13 protein-coding genes are annotated in these 15,549 nt (G+C 73.3%); all 13 read left to right on the top strand.

All coding sequences use genetic code 11. The features are described from left to right. The first annotated feature begins 6 nt into the window (after nt 1-6). A complete protein-coding gene (locus ONA70_RS04650; protein ID WP_265005075.1) occupies nt 7-2,073 on the top strand; it encodes a peptidoglycan D,D-transpeptidase FtsI family protein in 2,067 nt (688 codons plus the stop codon). Between the two features lie 52 nt (nt 2,074-2,125). After that, a complete protein-coding gene (locus ONA70_RS04645; protein WP_265005069.1) occupies nt 2,126-3,715 on the top strand; it encodes a UDP-N-acetylmuramoyl-L-alanyl-D-glutamate--2,6-diaminopimelate ligase in 1,590 nt (529 codons plus the stop codon). After that, a complete protein-coding gene (locus ONA70_RS04640; RefSeq protein ID WP_265005068.1) occupies nt 3,712-5,109 on the top strand; it encodes a UDP-N-acetylmuramoyl-tripeptide--D-alanyl-D-alanine ligase in 1,398 nt (465 codons plus the stop codon). The genes ONA70_RS04645 and ONA70_RS04640 overlap by 4 nt, the downstream gene beginning before the upstream one ends. Further along, nucleotides 5,106-6,233, top strand: coding sequence for a phospho-N-acetylmuramoyl-pentapeptide-transferase (gene mraY / locus ONA70_RS04635; protein ID WP_265005067.1), 1,128 nt, complete (start codon nt 5,106-5,108; stop codon nt 6,231-6,233). Before ONA70_RS04640 ends, mraY begins: the two co-directional genes overlap by 4 nt. Before the next feature lie 223 nt (nt 6,234-6,456). After that, entirely contained in the window at nt 6,457-7,881 is a 1,425-nt protein-coding gene (locus ONA70_RS04630) for an FtsW/RodA/SpoVE family cell cycle protein (RefSeq protein ID WP_265005074.1), read from the top strand. After that, the gene (gene murG, locus ONA70_RS04625) at nt 7,881-8,987 is read left to right on the top strand and encodes an undecaprenyldiphospho-muramoylpentapeptide beta-N-acetylglucosaminyltransferase (RefSeq protein ID WP_265005066.1); all 1,107 of its coding nucleotides are present in this window, start codon (nt 7,881-7,883) and stop codon (nt 8,985-8,987) included. The genes ONA70_RS04630 and murG overlap by 1 nt, the downstream gene beginning before the upstream one ends. A gap of 31 nt (nt 8,988-9,018) precedes the next feature. Continuing rightward, nucleotides 9,019-10,509 (top strand): UDP-N-acetylmuramate--L-alanine ligase, encoded by a 1,491-nt coding sequence (murC, locus tag ONA70_RS04620; protein WP_265005065.1) that lies wholly within the window; start codon nt 9,019-9,021, stop codon nt 10,507-10,509. After that, nucleotides 10,506-11,324, top strand: a complete 819-nt coding sequence (locus tag ONA70_RS04615; RefSeq protein ID WP_265005064.1) for a cell division protein FtsQ/DivIB — start codon at nt 10,506-10,508, stop codon at nt 11,322-11,324. The genes murC and ONA70_RS04615 overlap by 4 nt, the downstream gene beginning before the upstream one ends. 238 nt (nt 11,325-11,562) lie before the next feature. Continuing rightward, nucleotides 11,563-12,678, top strand: coding sequence for a cell division protein FtsZ (ftsZ, locus tag ONA70_RS04610; RefSeq protein WP_265005063.1), 1,116 nt, complete (start codon nt 11,563-11,565; stop codon nt 12,676-12,678). 9 nt (nt 12,679-12,687) lie between these two features. Next, the gene (locus tag ONA70_RS04605) at nt 12,688-13,434 is read left to right on the top strand and encodes a YggS family pyridoxal phosphate-dependent enzyme (RefSeq protein WP_265005062.1); all 747 of its coding nucleotides are present in this window, start codon (nt 12,688-12,690) and stop codon (nt 13,432-13,434) included. A gap of 195 nt (nt 13,435-13,629) precedes the next feature. Continuing rightward, nucleotides 13,630-14,319 (top strand): cell division protein SepF, encoded by a 690-nt coding sequence (locus tag ONA70_RS04600; protein WP_265005061.1) that lies wholly within the window; start codon nt 13,630-13,632, stop codon nt 14,317-14,319. A 28-nt stretch (nt 14,320-14,347) separates the two neighbouring features. Beyond that, the gene (locus ONA70_RS04595; RefSeq protein WP_265005060.1) at nt 14,348-14,653 is read left to right on the top strand and encodes a YggT family protein; all 306 of its coding nucleotides are present in this window, start codon (nt 14,348-14,350) and stop codon (nt 14,651-14,653) included. A gap of 41 nt (nt 14,654-14,694) precedes the next feature. Continuing rightward, complete coding sequence (locus tag ONA70_RS04590; RefSeq protein WP_265005059.1) at nt 14,695-15,498, top strand: DivIVA domain-containing protein; 804 nt, start codon at nt 14,695-14,697, stop codon at nt 15,496-15,498. The last annotated feature ends 51 nt before the right edge of the window (nt 15,499-15,549 follow it).

Here is a 15,549-nt window from a genome sequence, read left to right as displayed (position 1 = left end):
CGGACCATCCGGGAGGGCGGCGGGCCCGCCCGGGCCGCCGGCGAGGGTGCTGAGCAACGGCGTACCCCGCGCAGCAGCCGCTCCGGCGACCCGTTCCGGCCGGCGTTGCAGGTGCTCGACGGCGGCCGGGCCGGGGCCGCCCGCGCCGGCCGCCGGGAGACCGTGGCCGGGGGCCGGTCCGGCGTGGTCCGCACCGTGTCGGCCCGGCCGCCACGGGAACCCTTCGACGACGACGAGCCGCCGCCGCCCCGGCGCCGGCCCGGCCCGCGCCGTCCGGCCGCCGCCCGGCGGCCCGCGCGCAAGCCGCGCCGCCCACCGAAGCTCGCCGACCCGCGCCGCCGGCTGCGGCTCGGCACCCTGCTGGCCCTGGCGCTGTTCGCCACCATCGGCATCCGGCTGGTCTTCCTGCAGACCGTCACCACCCCGGCGTACGCCGACGGCGGGCTGCCCAACCGGCTCGCCACCGTCGAGCTGCCCGCCCCGCGCGGGGCCATCTACGACCGCAGGGGCGAACCGCTGGCGCACAGCGTGGAGGCGCGCTACGTCTACGCCGACCCGACCCGGGTCAAGAACCGGCTCGCTACCGCCCGGCTGCTCTCGCCGCTGCTCGGGGTGCCGGTCTCCGAGTTGGCCGACCGGATGAAGGAGCGCACCCTGCCCGGCACCACCACGAAGTCGCAGTTCGAGTACCTGGCCCGTGGTGTCGAGATCGGCAAGGCCAAGCAGATCATGGCGCTGGACCTGGCCGGCATCGGCGTGCACCGCGACGAGCGGCGCGAGGTGCCCGGCGGTGACCTGGCCGCCAACCTGATCGGCTTCGTCAGCCAGGACATGGTCGGGCTGGAGGGCCTGGAGGCGAAGTACGACGACGTGCTGGAGGGGCGGGCCGGCAAGAAGACGTACGAGGTGGGGCAGGGCGACCTGGCGGCGCCGATCCCGGGCGGCTACAGCCTGACCACCCCGGCCGAGCCCGGCGGGTCGCTGGAACTCACCATCGACCGCGACCTCCAGTTCATGACCCAGCGGATCCTGTCCAACCAGATGGCCCGGACGAAGGGCAGCGTCGGCGCGGCGGTGGTCGTCGACGTGCCGACCGGCGAGGTGCTCGCCCAGGCCAGCTACCCCGGCTACAACGCGTCCGACCCGGAGAAGGTCAACTCCCCGAGCGACCGGGAGGACGCCGCCACCAGCTTCATCGTCGACCCGGGCTCGATCCACAAGGCGATCACCTACGGTGCCGCCCTGCAGGAGGGCGTGATCACCCCGGACACCGCGTTCCCGGTGGCCAACACGATCACCAGGGGTGGCATCACCTACCGGGACACCCACCCGGCGAACGGGCGGAAGATGAGCATCCCCGGGATGCTCGCCTTCTCGTCCAACGTCGGGACCATCGAGATCGCCCACAAGCTCAACCGGGACCGGCTCATCGACTACCAGAAGCGGTTCGGGCTCGGCCAGCCCACCGGCGAGGGGATGCCCGGGGAGGCCCCCGGGCGGCTGCTCCCCGCCGACCAGTGGAGTGGCTCGTCGTACGGGTCGGTGCCGATCGGGCACAGCGTGGACGCCACCCCGTTGCAGATGGCCGCCGCGTACAACGTGATCGCCAACAACGGCACGTACGTCCAGCCGCACCTGATCAAGAACGTGATCGGCCCGGACGGGAAGAAGACGCCGGAGAAGCCCCCGGTCACCCGCTCGGTGCTCAGCCCGCAGAACGCGGCGGCGTTGCGCACCATGCTGGAGGCGGTCACCACGGTCGACGGCCCGGACGGGCGGGCCACCGGCCTGGCCGCCGCCGTGCCCGGCTACCGGGTGGCCGGCAAGACCGGCACCGGCCTGCGCTACGACAACGGCAAGCAGCAGCCGGGCGAGGTCGGCTCGTTCATCGGGATGGCCCCGGCGGAGAAGCCGCGGTACGTGGTCGCGGTCTTCGTCTGGAGCCCGGGCGGCGAGGGTGGCGCGGTGGCCGCGCCGGCGTTCCGGGAGATGATGGGCTTCACTCTCCGGCACTACCGGGTGCCGCCGTCGGCGACCGACCGGTCCCCGAAGTTCGAGGTCTTTCCGCGCTGAGCGGGGACGGCGGGACATGATCGGTGAGTGGCGACGAACCACCGGGGCGGCTGTGCGGTCGGAACCGGACGACCGGGTAGGGTCTGACGCCGTGCCCGGCAATCCACGTCCCCGTACCGTGAATCCCGTCCGGCTCGGCGACCTCGCCGCCCGGGTGCTGGCGAGCGCGAGGCAGGCTCAGCCATTCGTGCCGCCGGAGGGGGCCGCCGCCGAGGTGGCGGTCACCGGAGTGACCCACGCCAGCCAGGAGGTCCGCCCCGGCGACCTGTACGCGGCCCTGCCCGGCGCCCGCCGGCACGGCGCGGAGTTCGCCGCCGGCGCGGCCGAGGCCGGCGCGGTGGCCGTGCTCACCGACCCGGCCGGCGTCGAGCTGGCCGCCGCCGCGGGCCTGCCCGTGCTGGTGGTGGACGACCCCCGGGCGGTGCTCGGCGAGATCGCCGCCGCCGTCTACGGCGACCCCACCGCCGGACTGCTGGTGATCGGCGTCACCGGCACCGCCGGCAAGACCTCCACCAGCTACCTGATCGAGTCCGGGCTGCGCGCCGCCGGGCACACCACCGGCCTGATCGGCACGGTGGAGACCCGCCTCGGTGACCTGGTCATCGACAGCGTGCGGACCACCCCGGAGGCGACCGACCTGCACGCCATGCTCGCCGTGGCCCGGGAGCGCGGGGTCGACGCGGTGGTCATGGAGGTGTCCAGCCACGCCCTGGCCATGGGCCGGGTCGGCGGGGTGCGGTTCACCGTCGGCGGCTACACCAACTTCGGCTCCGACCACCTGGACTTCCACGCCGACGAGGCGGACTACTTCGCGGCCAAGGCGAAGCTCTTCGACGGACGCTGCCGGGTCGAGGTGCTCAACCACGACGACCCGGCGCTGCGGCCGCTGATGAAGCCGGCGACCGTGACCTACTCGGCGGCCGGCGACCCGACCGCGACCTGGTGGGCCGACGGCGTCGACGGCGAGGGCTACGCCCAGCGCTTCACCGTGCACGGCCCGGACGGCGTGACCCTGCCCACCGGCGTGGCGCTGCCCGGCCGGCACAACGTGGCCAACGCGCTGCTCGCCATCGCGATCCTGGCGGCCGCCGGGGTCGACCCGGCCACCGCCGCAGCGGGGGTGGCCGCCTGCGGCGGGGTACCCGGCCGGCTGGAGCTGGTCAGCGGCGACGCCCCGGTTCGGGGGGTGGTCGACTACGCGCACAAGGCGAACGCCATCGAGGCCGTCCTGGCGGCCCTGCGGGGCCTGACCGCCGGCCGGCTGATCTGCGTGGTGGGCGCCGGCGGCGACCGGGACCGGGGCAAGCGGCCGATCATGGGCGCCGCCGCGGCGGAGGGCGCCGACGTGGTGCTGGTGACCGACGACAACCCGCGCACCGAGGACCCGGCCGCGATCCGGGCCGAGGTGCTGGCCGGCGCGTACGCGGCGAACACCGCGGCGCGGATCATCGAGGTGCCCGGGCGGCGGGCCGCGATCGAGGAGGCGGTCCGGGTGGCCGAACCGGGTGACGTGGTGACGCTGCTGGGCAAGGGGCAGGAACGCGGCCAGGAGGTCAACGGCGAGGTGCTGCCGTTCGACGACCGGGTGGAGCTGGCGGCGGCGCTGCGGGCCCGCTTCGGCGACCTGGTGGGGCAGCGATGATCCCGCTGAGCCTGGCCGAGGTCGCGATGGCCGTCGGCGGGCGGCTGGTCGCCGCCGACCGGGACGCCCGGGTCACCGGCACGGTCGAGTTCGACTCCCGCAAGGTCAGCCCGGGCGGGCTCTTCGTCGCCTTTCCCGGGGAGAAGGTGGACGGGCACGACTACGCCGCCGGTGCGGTGGCCGCCGGCGCGGTGGCCGTGCTCGGCACCCGGGAGGTGCCCGGCGTGCCGATGGTGCTGGTCGCGGACGCGCTCGACGCGATGGGTCGGCTGGCCCGCGCGGTGGTCGACCGGCTGCCCGGCCTGACCGTGATCGGGCTGACCGGTTCCTCCGGCAAGACCACCACCAAGGACCTGATCGCCCAGCTCGCCGTCCGGCTCGGCCCGACCGTGGCCCCGCCCGGCTCGTTCAACAACGAGCTGGGCCACCCGTACACGGCGCTGCAGGCCGTCCCGGAGACCCGCTACCTGGTGATGGAGAAGGGCGCCCGCGGGGTGGGACACGTCCGCTACCTGTGCGACGTGGTGCCGCCGCGGATCTCCGTGGTGCTCAACGTCGGGGTGGCGCACATCGGCGAGTTCGGCTCGGTGGAGACCATCGCCCTGGCCAAGGGGGAGCTGGTCGAGGCGCTGCCCGCCGACGGGCTGGCCGTGCTGAACGCCGACGACTCGCTCGTCGACGCGATGGCGGCGCGGACGCAGGCCCGGGTGGTTCGCTACGGCGAGTCGGAGCGGGCCGACGTGCGCGCGGTGGACGTGACGCTGGACGGGCGGGGGCGCCCGTCGTACACCCTGGTGACCCCGGAGGGGCGCGCCCCGGTGCGGCTCGGGCTGGCCGGGCGGCACCAGGTCTCCAACTCGCTCGCCGCCGCGGCGGTCGCCCGCGAGCTGGGGATGCCCCTGGCCGACCTGGCCGGCGCGCTGGGCGAGCTGGGCCTGGTCTCCACCCGTCGGATGGACGTCTTCGAGCGCTCCGACGGGGTGACCGTGATCGACGACTCGTACAACGCCAACCCGGCCTCGATGGCGGCCGCGCTGCGGGCACTGGTCAGCATGGGCGGGTCGGGGCGTACTGTCGCGGTGCTCGGCTACATGGCCGAGCTGGGCGACTTCGAGACGGAGGGGCATCAGCAGGTCGGCCGGCTCGCGGCCGAGCTGGGAGTCGACCGGCTGCTCGTGGTGGGCGAGCCGGCGGCGCCGATCCACGAAGGCGCGACAGAGGTAGGCAACTGGGGAGGAGAGTCGGTGCTGCTCACCGATCAGGCGGCGGCCGTCGAGGTGCTGCGGAGCGAGCTACGTCCGGGTGACGTGGTCCTGGTGAAGGGCTCCCGGTACCGCACCTGGGAGGTGGCCGACGCGCTGCGCGCGGACGCCATGAAGGGACCGGCCGCATGAGGGCGGTGATCGTCGCCATCGGGGTCGCCTTCCTGGTCTCGCTCTTCTGCACCCCGATCGCGATCAAGGTGTTCGCCCGGCTGAAGGCCGGCCAGCCAATCCGATCAAACCTCGGGCTCGCCAGCAATGAGGGCAAGAAGGGCACGCCGACCATGGGCGGCGTGGTCTTCATCCTGGCCACGGTGATCGCGTACGTCGCCGGCCACCTGGCCCTGACCACCCTGCCGGACGCGCAGATCGCCCAGGTCGAGCCGACCATCACCGCGCTGGTGCTGCTGGGGCTGATGGTGTTCTCCGGCGCGGTCGGCTTCATCGACGACTTCCTCAAGGTCCGCAAGCGGCACAGCGGCGGCCTGAACAAGCGCGGTAAGCTCGCCGGCCAGATCCTGGTCGGCGCGATCTTCGGCGTCGTCGCGCTCTACTTCCCGAGCACCATGTACGACAGGGCCGGCCACCGGACCAACGCCGAGACGGTGGGCAGCACCACGCTGAGCTTCATCCGGGACATTCCGGCGCTGGAGATCGGCAAGATCGGCGCGGTGATCGTCATCATCATGGTGGTGATGGCCGCGACGAACGGGGTGAACCTCACCGACGGCCTGGACGGCCTGGCCACGGGCGCCTCGGTGATGGTCCTCGCCGCGTACGGGCTGATCGCCTTCTGGCAGTACCGGCACTGGTGCGCCGACCCGAACTACACCGAGGCGTACTGCTACACGGTCCGGGACCCGCTGGAGATCGCGTTGATCGCCGGGGCGGCGGCCGGGGCCTGTGTCGGCTTCCTCTGGTGGAACACCTCGCCGGCCCGGATCTTCATGGGCGACACCGGGGCGCTGGGCCTGGGCGGCCTGATCGCCGGCATGGCGATGTCCACCCGGACCATCCTGCTGCTGCCGATCCTGGGCGGCCTCTTCGTGATCATCACGATGTCGGTGGTGATCCAGATCATCTCGTTCCGGACCACCGGCAAGCGGGTGTTCCGGATGTCGCCGCTGCAGCACCACTTCGAGCTGGCCGGCTGGAGCGAGGTCAACATCGTGGTCCGGTTCTGGATCATCGCCGGCATCGGCGTGGCCATCGCGCTCGGCCTGTTCTACAGCGAGTTCCTCGCCGCGGTCACCTGATCCGGCCGCCGTGGTGAGGAGGGGGCCCTTTACAACGCCAGGCGTTAACAGGGGTCCCCTCCTTTCCGCGTTCCGACACGCCGAGCGGGCGGTTGCGCCACGGGCGGGTGGGCGGAGCCAGCATGATGGGCACGTGGGGGAGGGACGAGACACCGAGGGCACGACCGACACGCCGGCCCGGCGGCCGCCCGCCGCGACCCGGACGGCGGACCCGCCGGCCCCGTTGCTCGGGCTGGACGCGCTGCGCGGCCTGCTGGCCCGGCCGTTGGCCTCCTACTACCTGCTGCTCTCCAGCGCCGGCCTGCTGCTGCTCATCGGCCTGACCATGGTCTTCTCGGCGACCAGCGTCCGCGACTTCGCGCAGGACGGGGATGCCTCCGCGTCGCTGACCAAGCAGACCGTCTTCGCGGTGATCGGCGTTGTCGCGTTCTGGGCCTGCCAGCGGCTGCCCGCCCGCACCTTCCGGGCGATCAGCCGGCCCTTCCTGGGCGTGGCCGTGGTGCTGCTGCTGATTCTCAACCTGCTGGTCGTGCTGGAGGCGCTGTTCCGGGTCACCTCGATCGGCCCGCTCAAGGCCCAGTTGCTCTGGCTCTGGCTCGGGCCGATCTCCGTGCAGCCGGTCGAGGTGGCCAAGTTCGCGCTGGTGCTGTGGGGCGCGCACGTGCTGGCCCGCAAGGGCGCCGCGCTGGGCTGGTGGAAGGAGTTGGCCACCCCGCTCTTCCCGGTGGTCGGCCTGCTCTTCGTGCTGGTCGGCTACAACGACCTGGGCAGCATGCTCTGCCTGCTGGCGCTGGTGGTCGGGATGCTCTGGGCGGCCGGGGTCCGGCTGCGGGTGTTCGCCACCCTCTCCGCGGTCGGCCTGGCCGGCATCGGCCTGCTGGTCGCCGCCGCCTCCCTGGGCGCCGGTTCCGGGTCACGGGACGCCGACAACTACCGGCTGGGGCGACTCACCATGTGGCTCAACCCGCCCGACCCGAAGACCTGCTTCAACCTCCAGCTGGAGAACTGCTATCAGCCCATCCAGGCCCGCTACGCGATCGAGCACGGCGGCTGGTTCGGCGTCGGGCTGGGCAAGAGCAGCTTCAAGTTCGGCTGGCTGCCCGAGGCGCACAACGACTTCATCTTCGCGATCATCGCCGAGGAGCTGGGCGTGGTCGGCTGCACCGTGGTGCTGGTCCTGTTCGCCGTGCTGGCGTACAGCGGGCTGCGGATCGCCCGGCGGGTGGAGGACCCGTTCCGCCGGCTCGCCGCCGCTGGGGTCACCGCCTGGCTGGTCGGCCAGGCCGTGATCAACATCGGCGGGGTGACCGGGCTGCTGCCGCTGACCGGCGTACCGCTGCCGTTCATCTCCGACGGTGGCAGCGCCCTGGTGGTGACTCTGGCCGCGGTCGGGATGCTCGCCTCCTTCGCCCGCGCCGAGCCGGACGCGGCCCGCGCCCTGCATGCCCGTCCGCCCGCCCGATGGGTCCGACTAGTCTGGGCCCCGTTGCCGCCGCTTCCCGGCCGGCGCCGCCGACCGGCGTCGCCCGGGGCGGACCGCGGGTCGGTACCCCGGTCCCGGACACGGCGGGACGACGACGGAGCCGCGGCCCGCGGCGCCCGGCCCGGCCGGACGCGCGTCGGCGCGGCGAACGAGAGGAGGCGCTGATGGGTCCGCTGCGTTCGGTGGTGCTCTGCGGAGGGGGTACCGGTGGGCACATCTACCCGTTGCTCGCCTTCGCCGACTGCCTGCGCCGACACGACCCCAGCGTCCGGATCACCTGCCTCGGCACTCCGAAGGGCCTGGAGAACGAGCTGATCCCGCCGGCCGGCTACGACCTGCGGCAGATCCCCGCCTACCAGCTGCCCCGCTCGATCAACATGAGCCTGGTCCGCACCCCGGACCGGATGTGGAAGGCGGCCCGCGCGGCGGGCAAGGTGATCGACGAGGTGGCGGCCGACGCGGTGGTCGGCTTCGGCGGGTACGTCTCCGTTCCCGGCTACCTGGCCGCCTGGCGGCGGGAGCTGCCGATCGTCATCCACGAGGTGAACGTGCCGCCGGGCGTGGCCAACCGGCTCGGGATGAAGTTCACCAAGCACGTCGCGGTCGGCTTCCCGCACCAGCCGGCGCAGGCCGAGTCGCTGCGCGACGCCCGGGTGGTCGGCGTGCCGCTGCGCCGGGGCATCGCCGGCCTGGACCGGGCCGCCATGCGCAACGCCGCCCGGGCCCACTTCGGACTCCGCCCCGACCTGCCGGTGCTCTTCGTCGCCGGCGGCTCGCAGGGCGCCCGCTCGATCAACCTCGCCGTCTCCGGGGCGGCCAAGGAACTGGCCCGCAACGGCGTGCAGGTGCTGCACGTGATCGGCGCCCGCAACGAGCCGGTCTCCGTCCCCACCGACCTGCCGGTGCCGTACGTGACCCTGCCCTACCTGTCCGAGATGGAGCTGGGGTACGCCGCCGCCGACCTGATGCTGGGCCGGGGCGGGGCGATGACCTGCGCCGAGGTGGCCGCGATCGGCCTGCCCACCATCTACGTGCCGTACCCGCACAGCAACCAGGAGCAGAAGCGCAACGCGCTGCCCGTGGTGGAGGCCGGCGGCGGCCTGCTCGTCGACGACGCCGAGCTCACCCCGTCCTGGCTGGAGCGCACGGTGCTCCCGCTGGTCCGCGACCCGCACCGGCTGGCCGCGATGGGTGCCGCCGCGGCCGCGTACGGGCGGCGCGACGGCGACGTCGCCCTGCTGAACTTCGTCTACGAGGCGGTGAGCCGCTGATGCCGGCCGCCGCGACGGGAAGGTACCTGGCATGAACACCGCGCAGTTCACCCCCGCCGGCACGATGACCGCGGAGGACCTGGGCCGGATCCACCTGATCGGGGTGGGCGGGGTCGGCATGAGCGGCCTGGCCCGGCTCTTCCTCACCCGGGGCCTGCCGGTCTCCGGCAGCGAGCTGCGGGAGTGGCCGTCGCTGGCCGGCCTGCGGGCGCTGGGCGGCACCGTCCACATGAGCCACGAGGTGGCCAACCTCGACGGGGTGGACACCGTGGTCTACTCCTCGGCCATCCCGCAGGACCATCTGGAGATGGTCGAGGCCCGCCGGCGCGGCCTGCGGGTGCTGCACCGGTCCGAGGCGCTCGCGGCCGCGATGACCGGCCGGCGGACGGTGGCGGTCGCCGGCACGCACGGCAAGACCACCACCACCTCGATGGTCACCATGGTGCTTCAGCAGGCCGGCACCGACCCGTCCTTCGTCATCGGCGGGGAGATCTCCGAGGTCGGCTCCGGCGCGCACCACGGCACCGGCGAGTACTTCGTGGTCGAGGCGGACGAGAGCGACCGCTCGTTCCTCATCTACCGCCCGTACGTCTCGATCATCACGAACATCGAGGCGGACCACCTCAACACCTACGGCGACCTGGCCAACCTGGAAGCCACCTTCGCCGAGTTCGCCCGGCTCACCGACCCCGAGGGCTTCATCATCACCTGCGCCGACGACGCGGGCGGCCGGCGGCTGGCCGATACGCTGCGCGCCGAGGGGCGCCGGGTCTGGACGTACGGCGAGTCGGCCGACGCCGACCTGAAGCTGAGCGGGATGGTCTCCTCCGCCCAGGGGGTGCGCTACCTGGCCGAGATCGCGGGCCGGTCGCTGGGCGAGATCCGGCTGCCGGTGCCCGGGCGGCACATGGGGCTGAACAGCGCCTCGGCGATCCTCGCCGCGTACCTGCTGGACCTGCCGATCGCGGCGGCCGAGGCGGCGCTCGGCGCGTTCCCCGGCGTGCGGCGGCGGTTCGAGCGCAAGGGCGTGGCGGACGGCGTGCTGGTCTACGACGAGTACGCGTACCACCCGACCTCCATGACGCTGGCCCTGCAGACGTTGCGCGAGGTGGCCGGCGAGGGCCGGCTGATCGTGGTCTTCCAGCCGTACCGGCTCTACCGGACCCGTGACCTCCAGCCGGAGATCGCCGCCGCGCTGGCCATCGCCGACGAACTGGTGCTGCTGGAGGTCTTCGGGCCGGGTGAGCTGCGCCAGCCCGGGGAGGGCTCGGCGGCGCTGATCGAGGCGGTGCCGCTGCCGGCCGACCGGAAGGTCTTCGTCGAGGCGTGGGACGACGTGCCGGCCGAGGTGGCCCGCCGGGCCCGGCCGGGCGACGTGGTGGTGACCATGGGCGCGCCGCCGATCTCGCTGATGGGCGACCAACTGCTCGACGCCCTGCTGGCCCGGACCGGCGAGCCGGGTGGCGCGGCGACGATCGGCACCGGCGTCGGCCCGGACGGCGCGGCGGCCACGGCCGGATGAGCCCCGGCCCGGCCCGTGGCCGGACCCCCGGTCAGGAGGGCGGGGCCGGCCGGCGCAACCCGGTACGGCAGTGGCAGCTGGTCCGGGCGGGCGCCGACGCCGTACCGCCGTCCACCCGGCGGTTCATGGCCCGGGCCCGGCAACGCCGGATGCGCGCGGCGCTGCCCTGGGCGGTGGCCGCCGGCGTGCTGGCGCTGGCCGGGCTGATCGCCTGGACCGTGCTCGGCACCGGCCTGTTCGGGGTCCGGGAGGTCCGGGTGGTCGGCGCGGCGCTGGTCACCCCGGTCGAGGTCCGCGAGGCCGCGGCCGTGCCGGACGACGCGCCGCTGGCCCGGGTGGACCTCGCCGCGACCGCCCGCCGGGTCGGTGCGCTCGCCCCGGTGGAACGGGCCACCGTGGCCCGGGACTGGCCGGGGACGCTGGTCATCCGGGTGGTGGAGCGGACCCCGGTGGCGGCGGTGCCGCAGGGGGACCGGTTCGCCGTGATCGACCGCGGCGGCGTGGTCTTCCAGGACCTGCCCCGGGCCCCCGGCGGGTTGCCGGTGATCCGGGTGGGCCGGCCCGCGCCGGACGACCCGGGCACCCGGGCCGGGCTGGCGGTGCTCGCCGCGCTCAGCCCTCGGCTGCGGGCCGAACTGGTCTCGGTGGACGTGGCCGGGTTGGCTCGGATCACCCTGCGGCTGCGCGGCGACCGGACGGTGTTCTGGGGCGACGCGACCCAGGGGTCGAAGAAGTCCGACGTGGCCACCGCGCTGCTCAGTCGGAAGGCCGACACGATCGACGTCAGCGCTCCGGACGTGGTCACGTACCAGTGATCCGCCGGTCAGCGGACGTGACCCGGCCCGCTCCGGCCGGCGACACGCCGGAAAGGTCCTTGGCTCATCGCGCGGCGGCGCATACGTTGCCTCGAAGAGATCAGTGGTTGACATAGCTCTAAGCCTCTAGTAGAGGGTGAGGGTTTCAGCCGAAGGACCCGTTGGGAAATGTTCGGCCGCTGGTCTGGCCAAGCCGTGTGGGGTCGGCCCATGCCAATCTCGAAGGGAAGGACCGGAGATGACTCCTCCGCACAACTACCTGGCGGTCATCAAGGTCGTCGGCATCGGGGGTGGCGGTGTCAACGCCGTCAACCGGATGATCGAGGTTGGGCTCAAGGGTGTCGAGTTCATCGCGATCAACACCGACGCCCAGGCGCTGCTAATGAGCGACGCCGACGTCAAGCTCGACGTGGGCCGGGAGCTGACCAGGGGGCTGGGCGCGGGCGCCAACCCGGACGTCGGCAAGAACGCCGCCGAGGACCACCGCGACGAGATCGAGGAGGTGCTCAAGGGCGCCGACATGGTCTTCGTGACCTGCGGCGAGGGCGGCGGCACCGGCACCGGCGGCGCGCCGGTGGTGGCGAACATCGCCCGCAAGCTCGGCGCGCTCACCATCGGTGTGGTCACCCGGCCGTTCTCCTTCGAGGGCAAGCGCCGCCAGGTGCAGGCCGAGTCCGGCATCGAGGAGCTGCGCAACCAGTGCGACACGCTCATCGTGATCCCCAACGACCGGCTGCTCGCCCTCGGCGATCGCAACATCTCCATGATGGACGCCTTCCGGACCGCCGATCAGGTGCTCCTCTCCGGTGTCCAGGGCATCACCGACCTGATCACCACGCCGGGTCTGATCAACCTGGACTTCGCCGACGTCAAGAGCGTGATGAGCGGCGCCGGCAGCGCGCTGATGGGCATCGGCAGCGCCCGGGGCGAGAACCGCGCGGTCGAGGCGGCCGAGGCGGCCATCTCCAGCCCGCTGCTGGAGCAGAGCATGGACGGCGCGCGCGGCGTGCTGCTCTCCATCGCGGGCGGCTCCGACCTGGGCCTGTTCGAGATCAACGACGCCGCGCAGCTGGTCACCGACGCGGCCCACCCGGACGCCAACATCATCTTCGGGGCGGTCATCGACGACGCGCTCGGCGACGAGGTGCGGGTGACGGTGATCGCCGCCGGCTTCGACGGGGGTGCGCCCGCGTACAAGGCGGTGGAGCCGGCCCGCAAGACCAATCAGAACCAGCCGGCCCAGGCGAACGCGCCGGTCACCCCGCCGACCACCATGCCGGCCCCGCAGCAGTCGCCGCGCCGGGTGCTGTTCGACGACGTCGACGTGCCCGACTTCCTCAAGAACGGGTCCTGAGCCGCGCCGATGACCGACACTTCAGCCACGGTGCGACCGGATCGTCGCGCCGAGCTCGCGGCCGGGCTCGCCCGGGTGCGTGCCCGCATCGCCGACGCCTGCGCGGCGGCCGGACGGGACCGGGGTGAGGTCACCCTGGTCGCGGTGACCAAGACGTACCCGGCCGCCGACGTGGTCGCGTTGGCCGGGCTCGGGGTGACCGATGTGGGAGAGAACCGCGACCAGGAGGCGGCGCCGAAGGCGGCCGAGGCGGCGACGGCCGGAGCCACGCCGCGCTGGCACTTCATCGGCCAGCTGCAGCGCAACAAGTGCCGCTCGGTGGTCCGGTACGCCGACGTGGTCCAGTCGGTCGACAGCGTCCGGCTGGCCGGCGCGCTGGACACCGCGGCGGCCGCCGGCCGGGACCGGCCGCTGGACGTGCTGGTGCAGGTCAGCATCGACGGTGACCCGGCCCGCGGCGGCGCGCTGCCGGACTCGGCCGACCCGGACCGTGGGCTCGGCCCGGTGGCCGAGGCGGTGGCCGGGGCCGGGGCGCTGCGGCTGGGCGGCCTGATGGCGGTGGCCCCGCTGGGCTGGGAGCCGGACCGGGCGTTCGCCCGGCTGGCCGAGGTGACTCAGCGGTTCCGGGACCGCTTTCCGGAGGCGACCGTCCTCTCGGCGGGGATGAGCGGCGATCTGGAAATCGCGATCGGATATGGCGCGACACATGTCCGCGTGGGTAGCGCGTTGCTCGGAATGCGCCCCACGCTGCGGTAGCCTGACCGCGAAAGAAGCAAATTACATCAGTGTTGTTCAGGAACGGCGTTCCCGTAGTCGGGGGCCGTGGCGAGCGAACCGCGAATCGCTCGCCAGGGGATTGCCGATCCGGTCCGGTGGGCATTCGTTGTCCACTCGTGATCAAGCGACACGGCACGGGGGCGCGTGCCGCACGGCGGACGGAAGGGCGCGGGGATGGGTGCACTGCGCAAGGCGGGGGTCTGGCTCGGACTCGTCGAAGAGGACGACGAGCGGGCCTACGAGGACGGTGGCTACGACAAGGGTGGCTACCGGGACTCGCCGCGCTACCGGTCGAGCCGGTACTCGGAGGAGTTCGCCGACGAGGACGACGAGGATCCCGAGGAGCCGCCGGCGAGCCGTACCCGGGTCGGCGACCGGGGTCGGCTGAGCGAGCGCGCCACCGGCCGGGTTGCCGACGCCGACCTGGAGCGGCCGGAGCGGGCCGAGCGGTCCAGCGTCCGGTCGATCACCCGGTCCGGAGCCGGCGAGACCTCCGGCGCGCTGACGTACCACACCCGGGACAACCTCGCCCTGGCCCCGCAGGTGCCGCCGCGGGAGCGGGCGGTGGCCGCCGAGGACGAGCAGCGCTACCAGATCACCACCCTGCACCCGACCACCTACCGCGAGGCGCGCACCATCGGGGAGCACTTCCGCGACGGCGTGCCGGTGATCATCAACCTCACCGAGATGGACGAGGCGGACGCCCGCCGGCTGGTCGACTTCGCCGCCGGGCTCGCGTTCGGCCTGCGCGGTACGATCGAGCGCGTGACCAACCGGGTGTTCCTGCTCTCACCGGCCAATGTCCAGGTCACCGCGGAGGACAAGGCCAAGATCGCTGAGGGCGGCTTTTTCAGCCTGAGCTAGCCCGCTCGACCGAGGGACGTCGCCTGCCGTGTTGTCGATCCTGTTCCAGGTGCTCTATCTGCTCTGCTACCTGTTCCTGCTTGTGCTCCTTGCCCGATTTGTCCTTGGCGCGGTTCTGGCCTATGGTCGCCGCTGGCAACCGGGGCGGGGAGCTTCGGCCGGACTGGAAGTGGTGTGGAGCGTCACTGATCCACCCCTGCGCGCGTTGAGGCGTGTGATTCCACCACTGCGAATTGGTAGCGTGAGCGTCGACCTGGCCTCCCTTGTGCTCCTGGTTATCCTGTTCGTGCTGATGGAGTTCGTGTTAGGGCAGCTGATCATCGCCTTTGCCTGATCAGCCTGCTTTCGCGGCCGCAACTGACCCGAGGAGTTTCGATGCCGCTAACCCCGGCCGACGTCCACAACGTCGCCTTCAAAAAGCCGCCGATCGGCAAGCGGGGGTATGACGAGGAGGAGGTCGACGCCTTCCTGGACGAGGTCGAGCGCGAGCTCGCCCGTCTGATCGAGGAGAACAACGAGCTGCGCGCCCAGGTGGAGCGCGGCGGTCGCGGTGGCGCTCCCGCCGGCCCCGGCGGCGACGCCCGCCTCGCGGCGGAGCTCAACGACGTCAAGGCACAGCTCGACCGGGTGCAGCGCGACAAGGCGGCCGCCGAGCAGGCGGCCCGGGCGATGCAGGCCGAGCTGGAGCAGGTCCGCGCCCAGGGCGGCCCGGTCGCGGGCGCCGACGGCGAGCAGCAGGCGCTGCGGGTGCTGATGATGGCCCAGCGGACCGCCGACGACCACGTGTCGGACGCCCGCCGCGAGGCCGACCAGCTGCTCTCCGAGGCCCGGTCGAAGGCCGAGGAGGTCACCCGCGAGGCCCGCGCCAAGGCCGACGCCCTCGAGCGGGACGCCCGCCAGCGGCACCAGGAGGCCATGGGCGGCCTGGACGCCAAGCGCACCGCGCTGCAGAAGCACATCGAGGAGCTCAAGCAGTTCGAGCGCGAGTACCGCACCCGCCTCAAGGCGTACCTGGAGAGCCAGCTGCGCGACCTCGACGGCCGTGGCCAGGGCCTGGAGGCCGAGATGAACCGGGTCGAGGGCAACCGCTCCGGCGGGGGCAGCAACGGCCTCGCCGCCGCCGGCCTCGCCGGCTCGTACGGCGGCGGCCGCGCGGGCTCGCTCGAGTCCGGCCGCTGATCGCCGTCGGTGGTCGTCCCCGGACGGCCCTCGGCGACGCAGGCCCACACG

This window comes from Micromonospora yasonensis (assembly GCF_026013475.1).
Lineage (GTDB): Bacteria > Actinomycetota > Actinomycetes > Mycobacteriales > Micromonosporaceae > Micromonospora > Micromonospora yasonensis.
The sequence above is the reverse complement of the archived record's forward strand: the minus strand, read 5'-3'. Positions and strand labels throughout refer to the sequence as shown.

Bases quoted from the DNA above. Each gene is read 5' to 3' on its own strand.
- ONA70_RS04640 (WP_265005068.1), top strand. From the start codon at position 3,712: ATGATCCCGCTGAGCCTGGCCGAGGTCGCGATGGCCGTCGGCGGGCGG.
- mraY (WP_265005067.1), top strand. From the start codon at position 5,106: ATGAGGGCGGTGATCGTCGCCATCGGGGTCGCCTTCCTGGTCTCGCTC.
- murG (WP_265005066.1), top strand. From the start codon at position 7,881: ATGGGTCCGCTGCGTTCGGTGGTGCTCTGCGGAGGGGGTACCGGTGGG.
- murC (WP_265005065.1), top strand. From the start codon at position 9,019: ATGAACACCGCGCAGTTCACCCCCGCCGGCACGATGACCGCGGAGGAC.
- ONA70_RS04615 (WP_265005064.1), top strand. From the start codon at position 10,506: ATGAGCCCCGGCCCGGCCCGTGGCCGGACCCCCGGTCAGGAGGGCGGG.
- ftsZ (WP_265005063.1), top strand. From the start codon at position 11,563: ATGACTCCTCCGCACAACTACCTGGCGGTCATCAAGGTCGTCGGCATC.
- ONA70_RS04605 (WP_265005062.1), top strand. From the start codon at position 12,688: ATGACCGACACTTCAGCCACGGTGCGACCGGATCGTCGCGCCGAGCTC.
- ONA70_RS04600 (WP_265005061.1), top strand. From the start codon at position 13,630: ATGGGTGCACTGCGCAAGGCGGGGGTCTGGCTCGGACTCGTCGAAGAG.
- ONA70_RS04590 (WP_265005059.1), top strand. From the start codon at position 14,695: ATGCCGCTAACCCCGGCCGACGTCCACAACGTCGCCTTCAAAAAGCCG.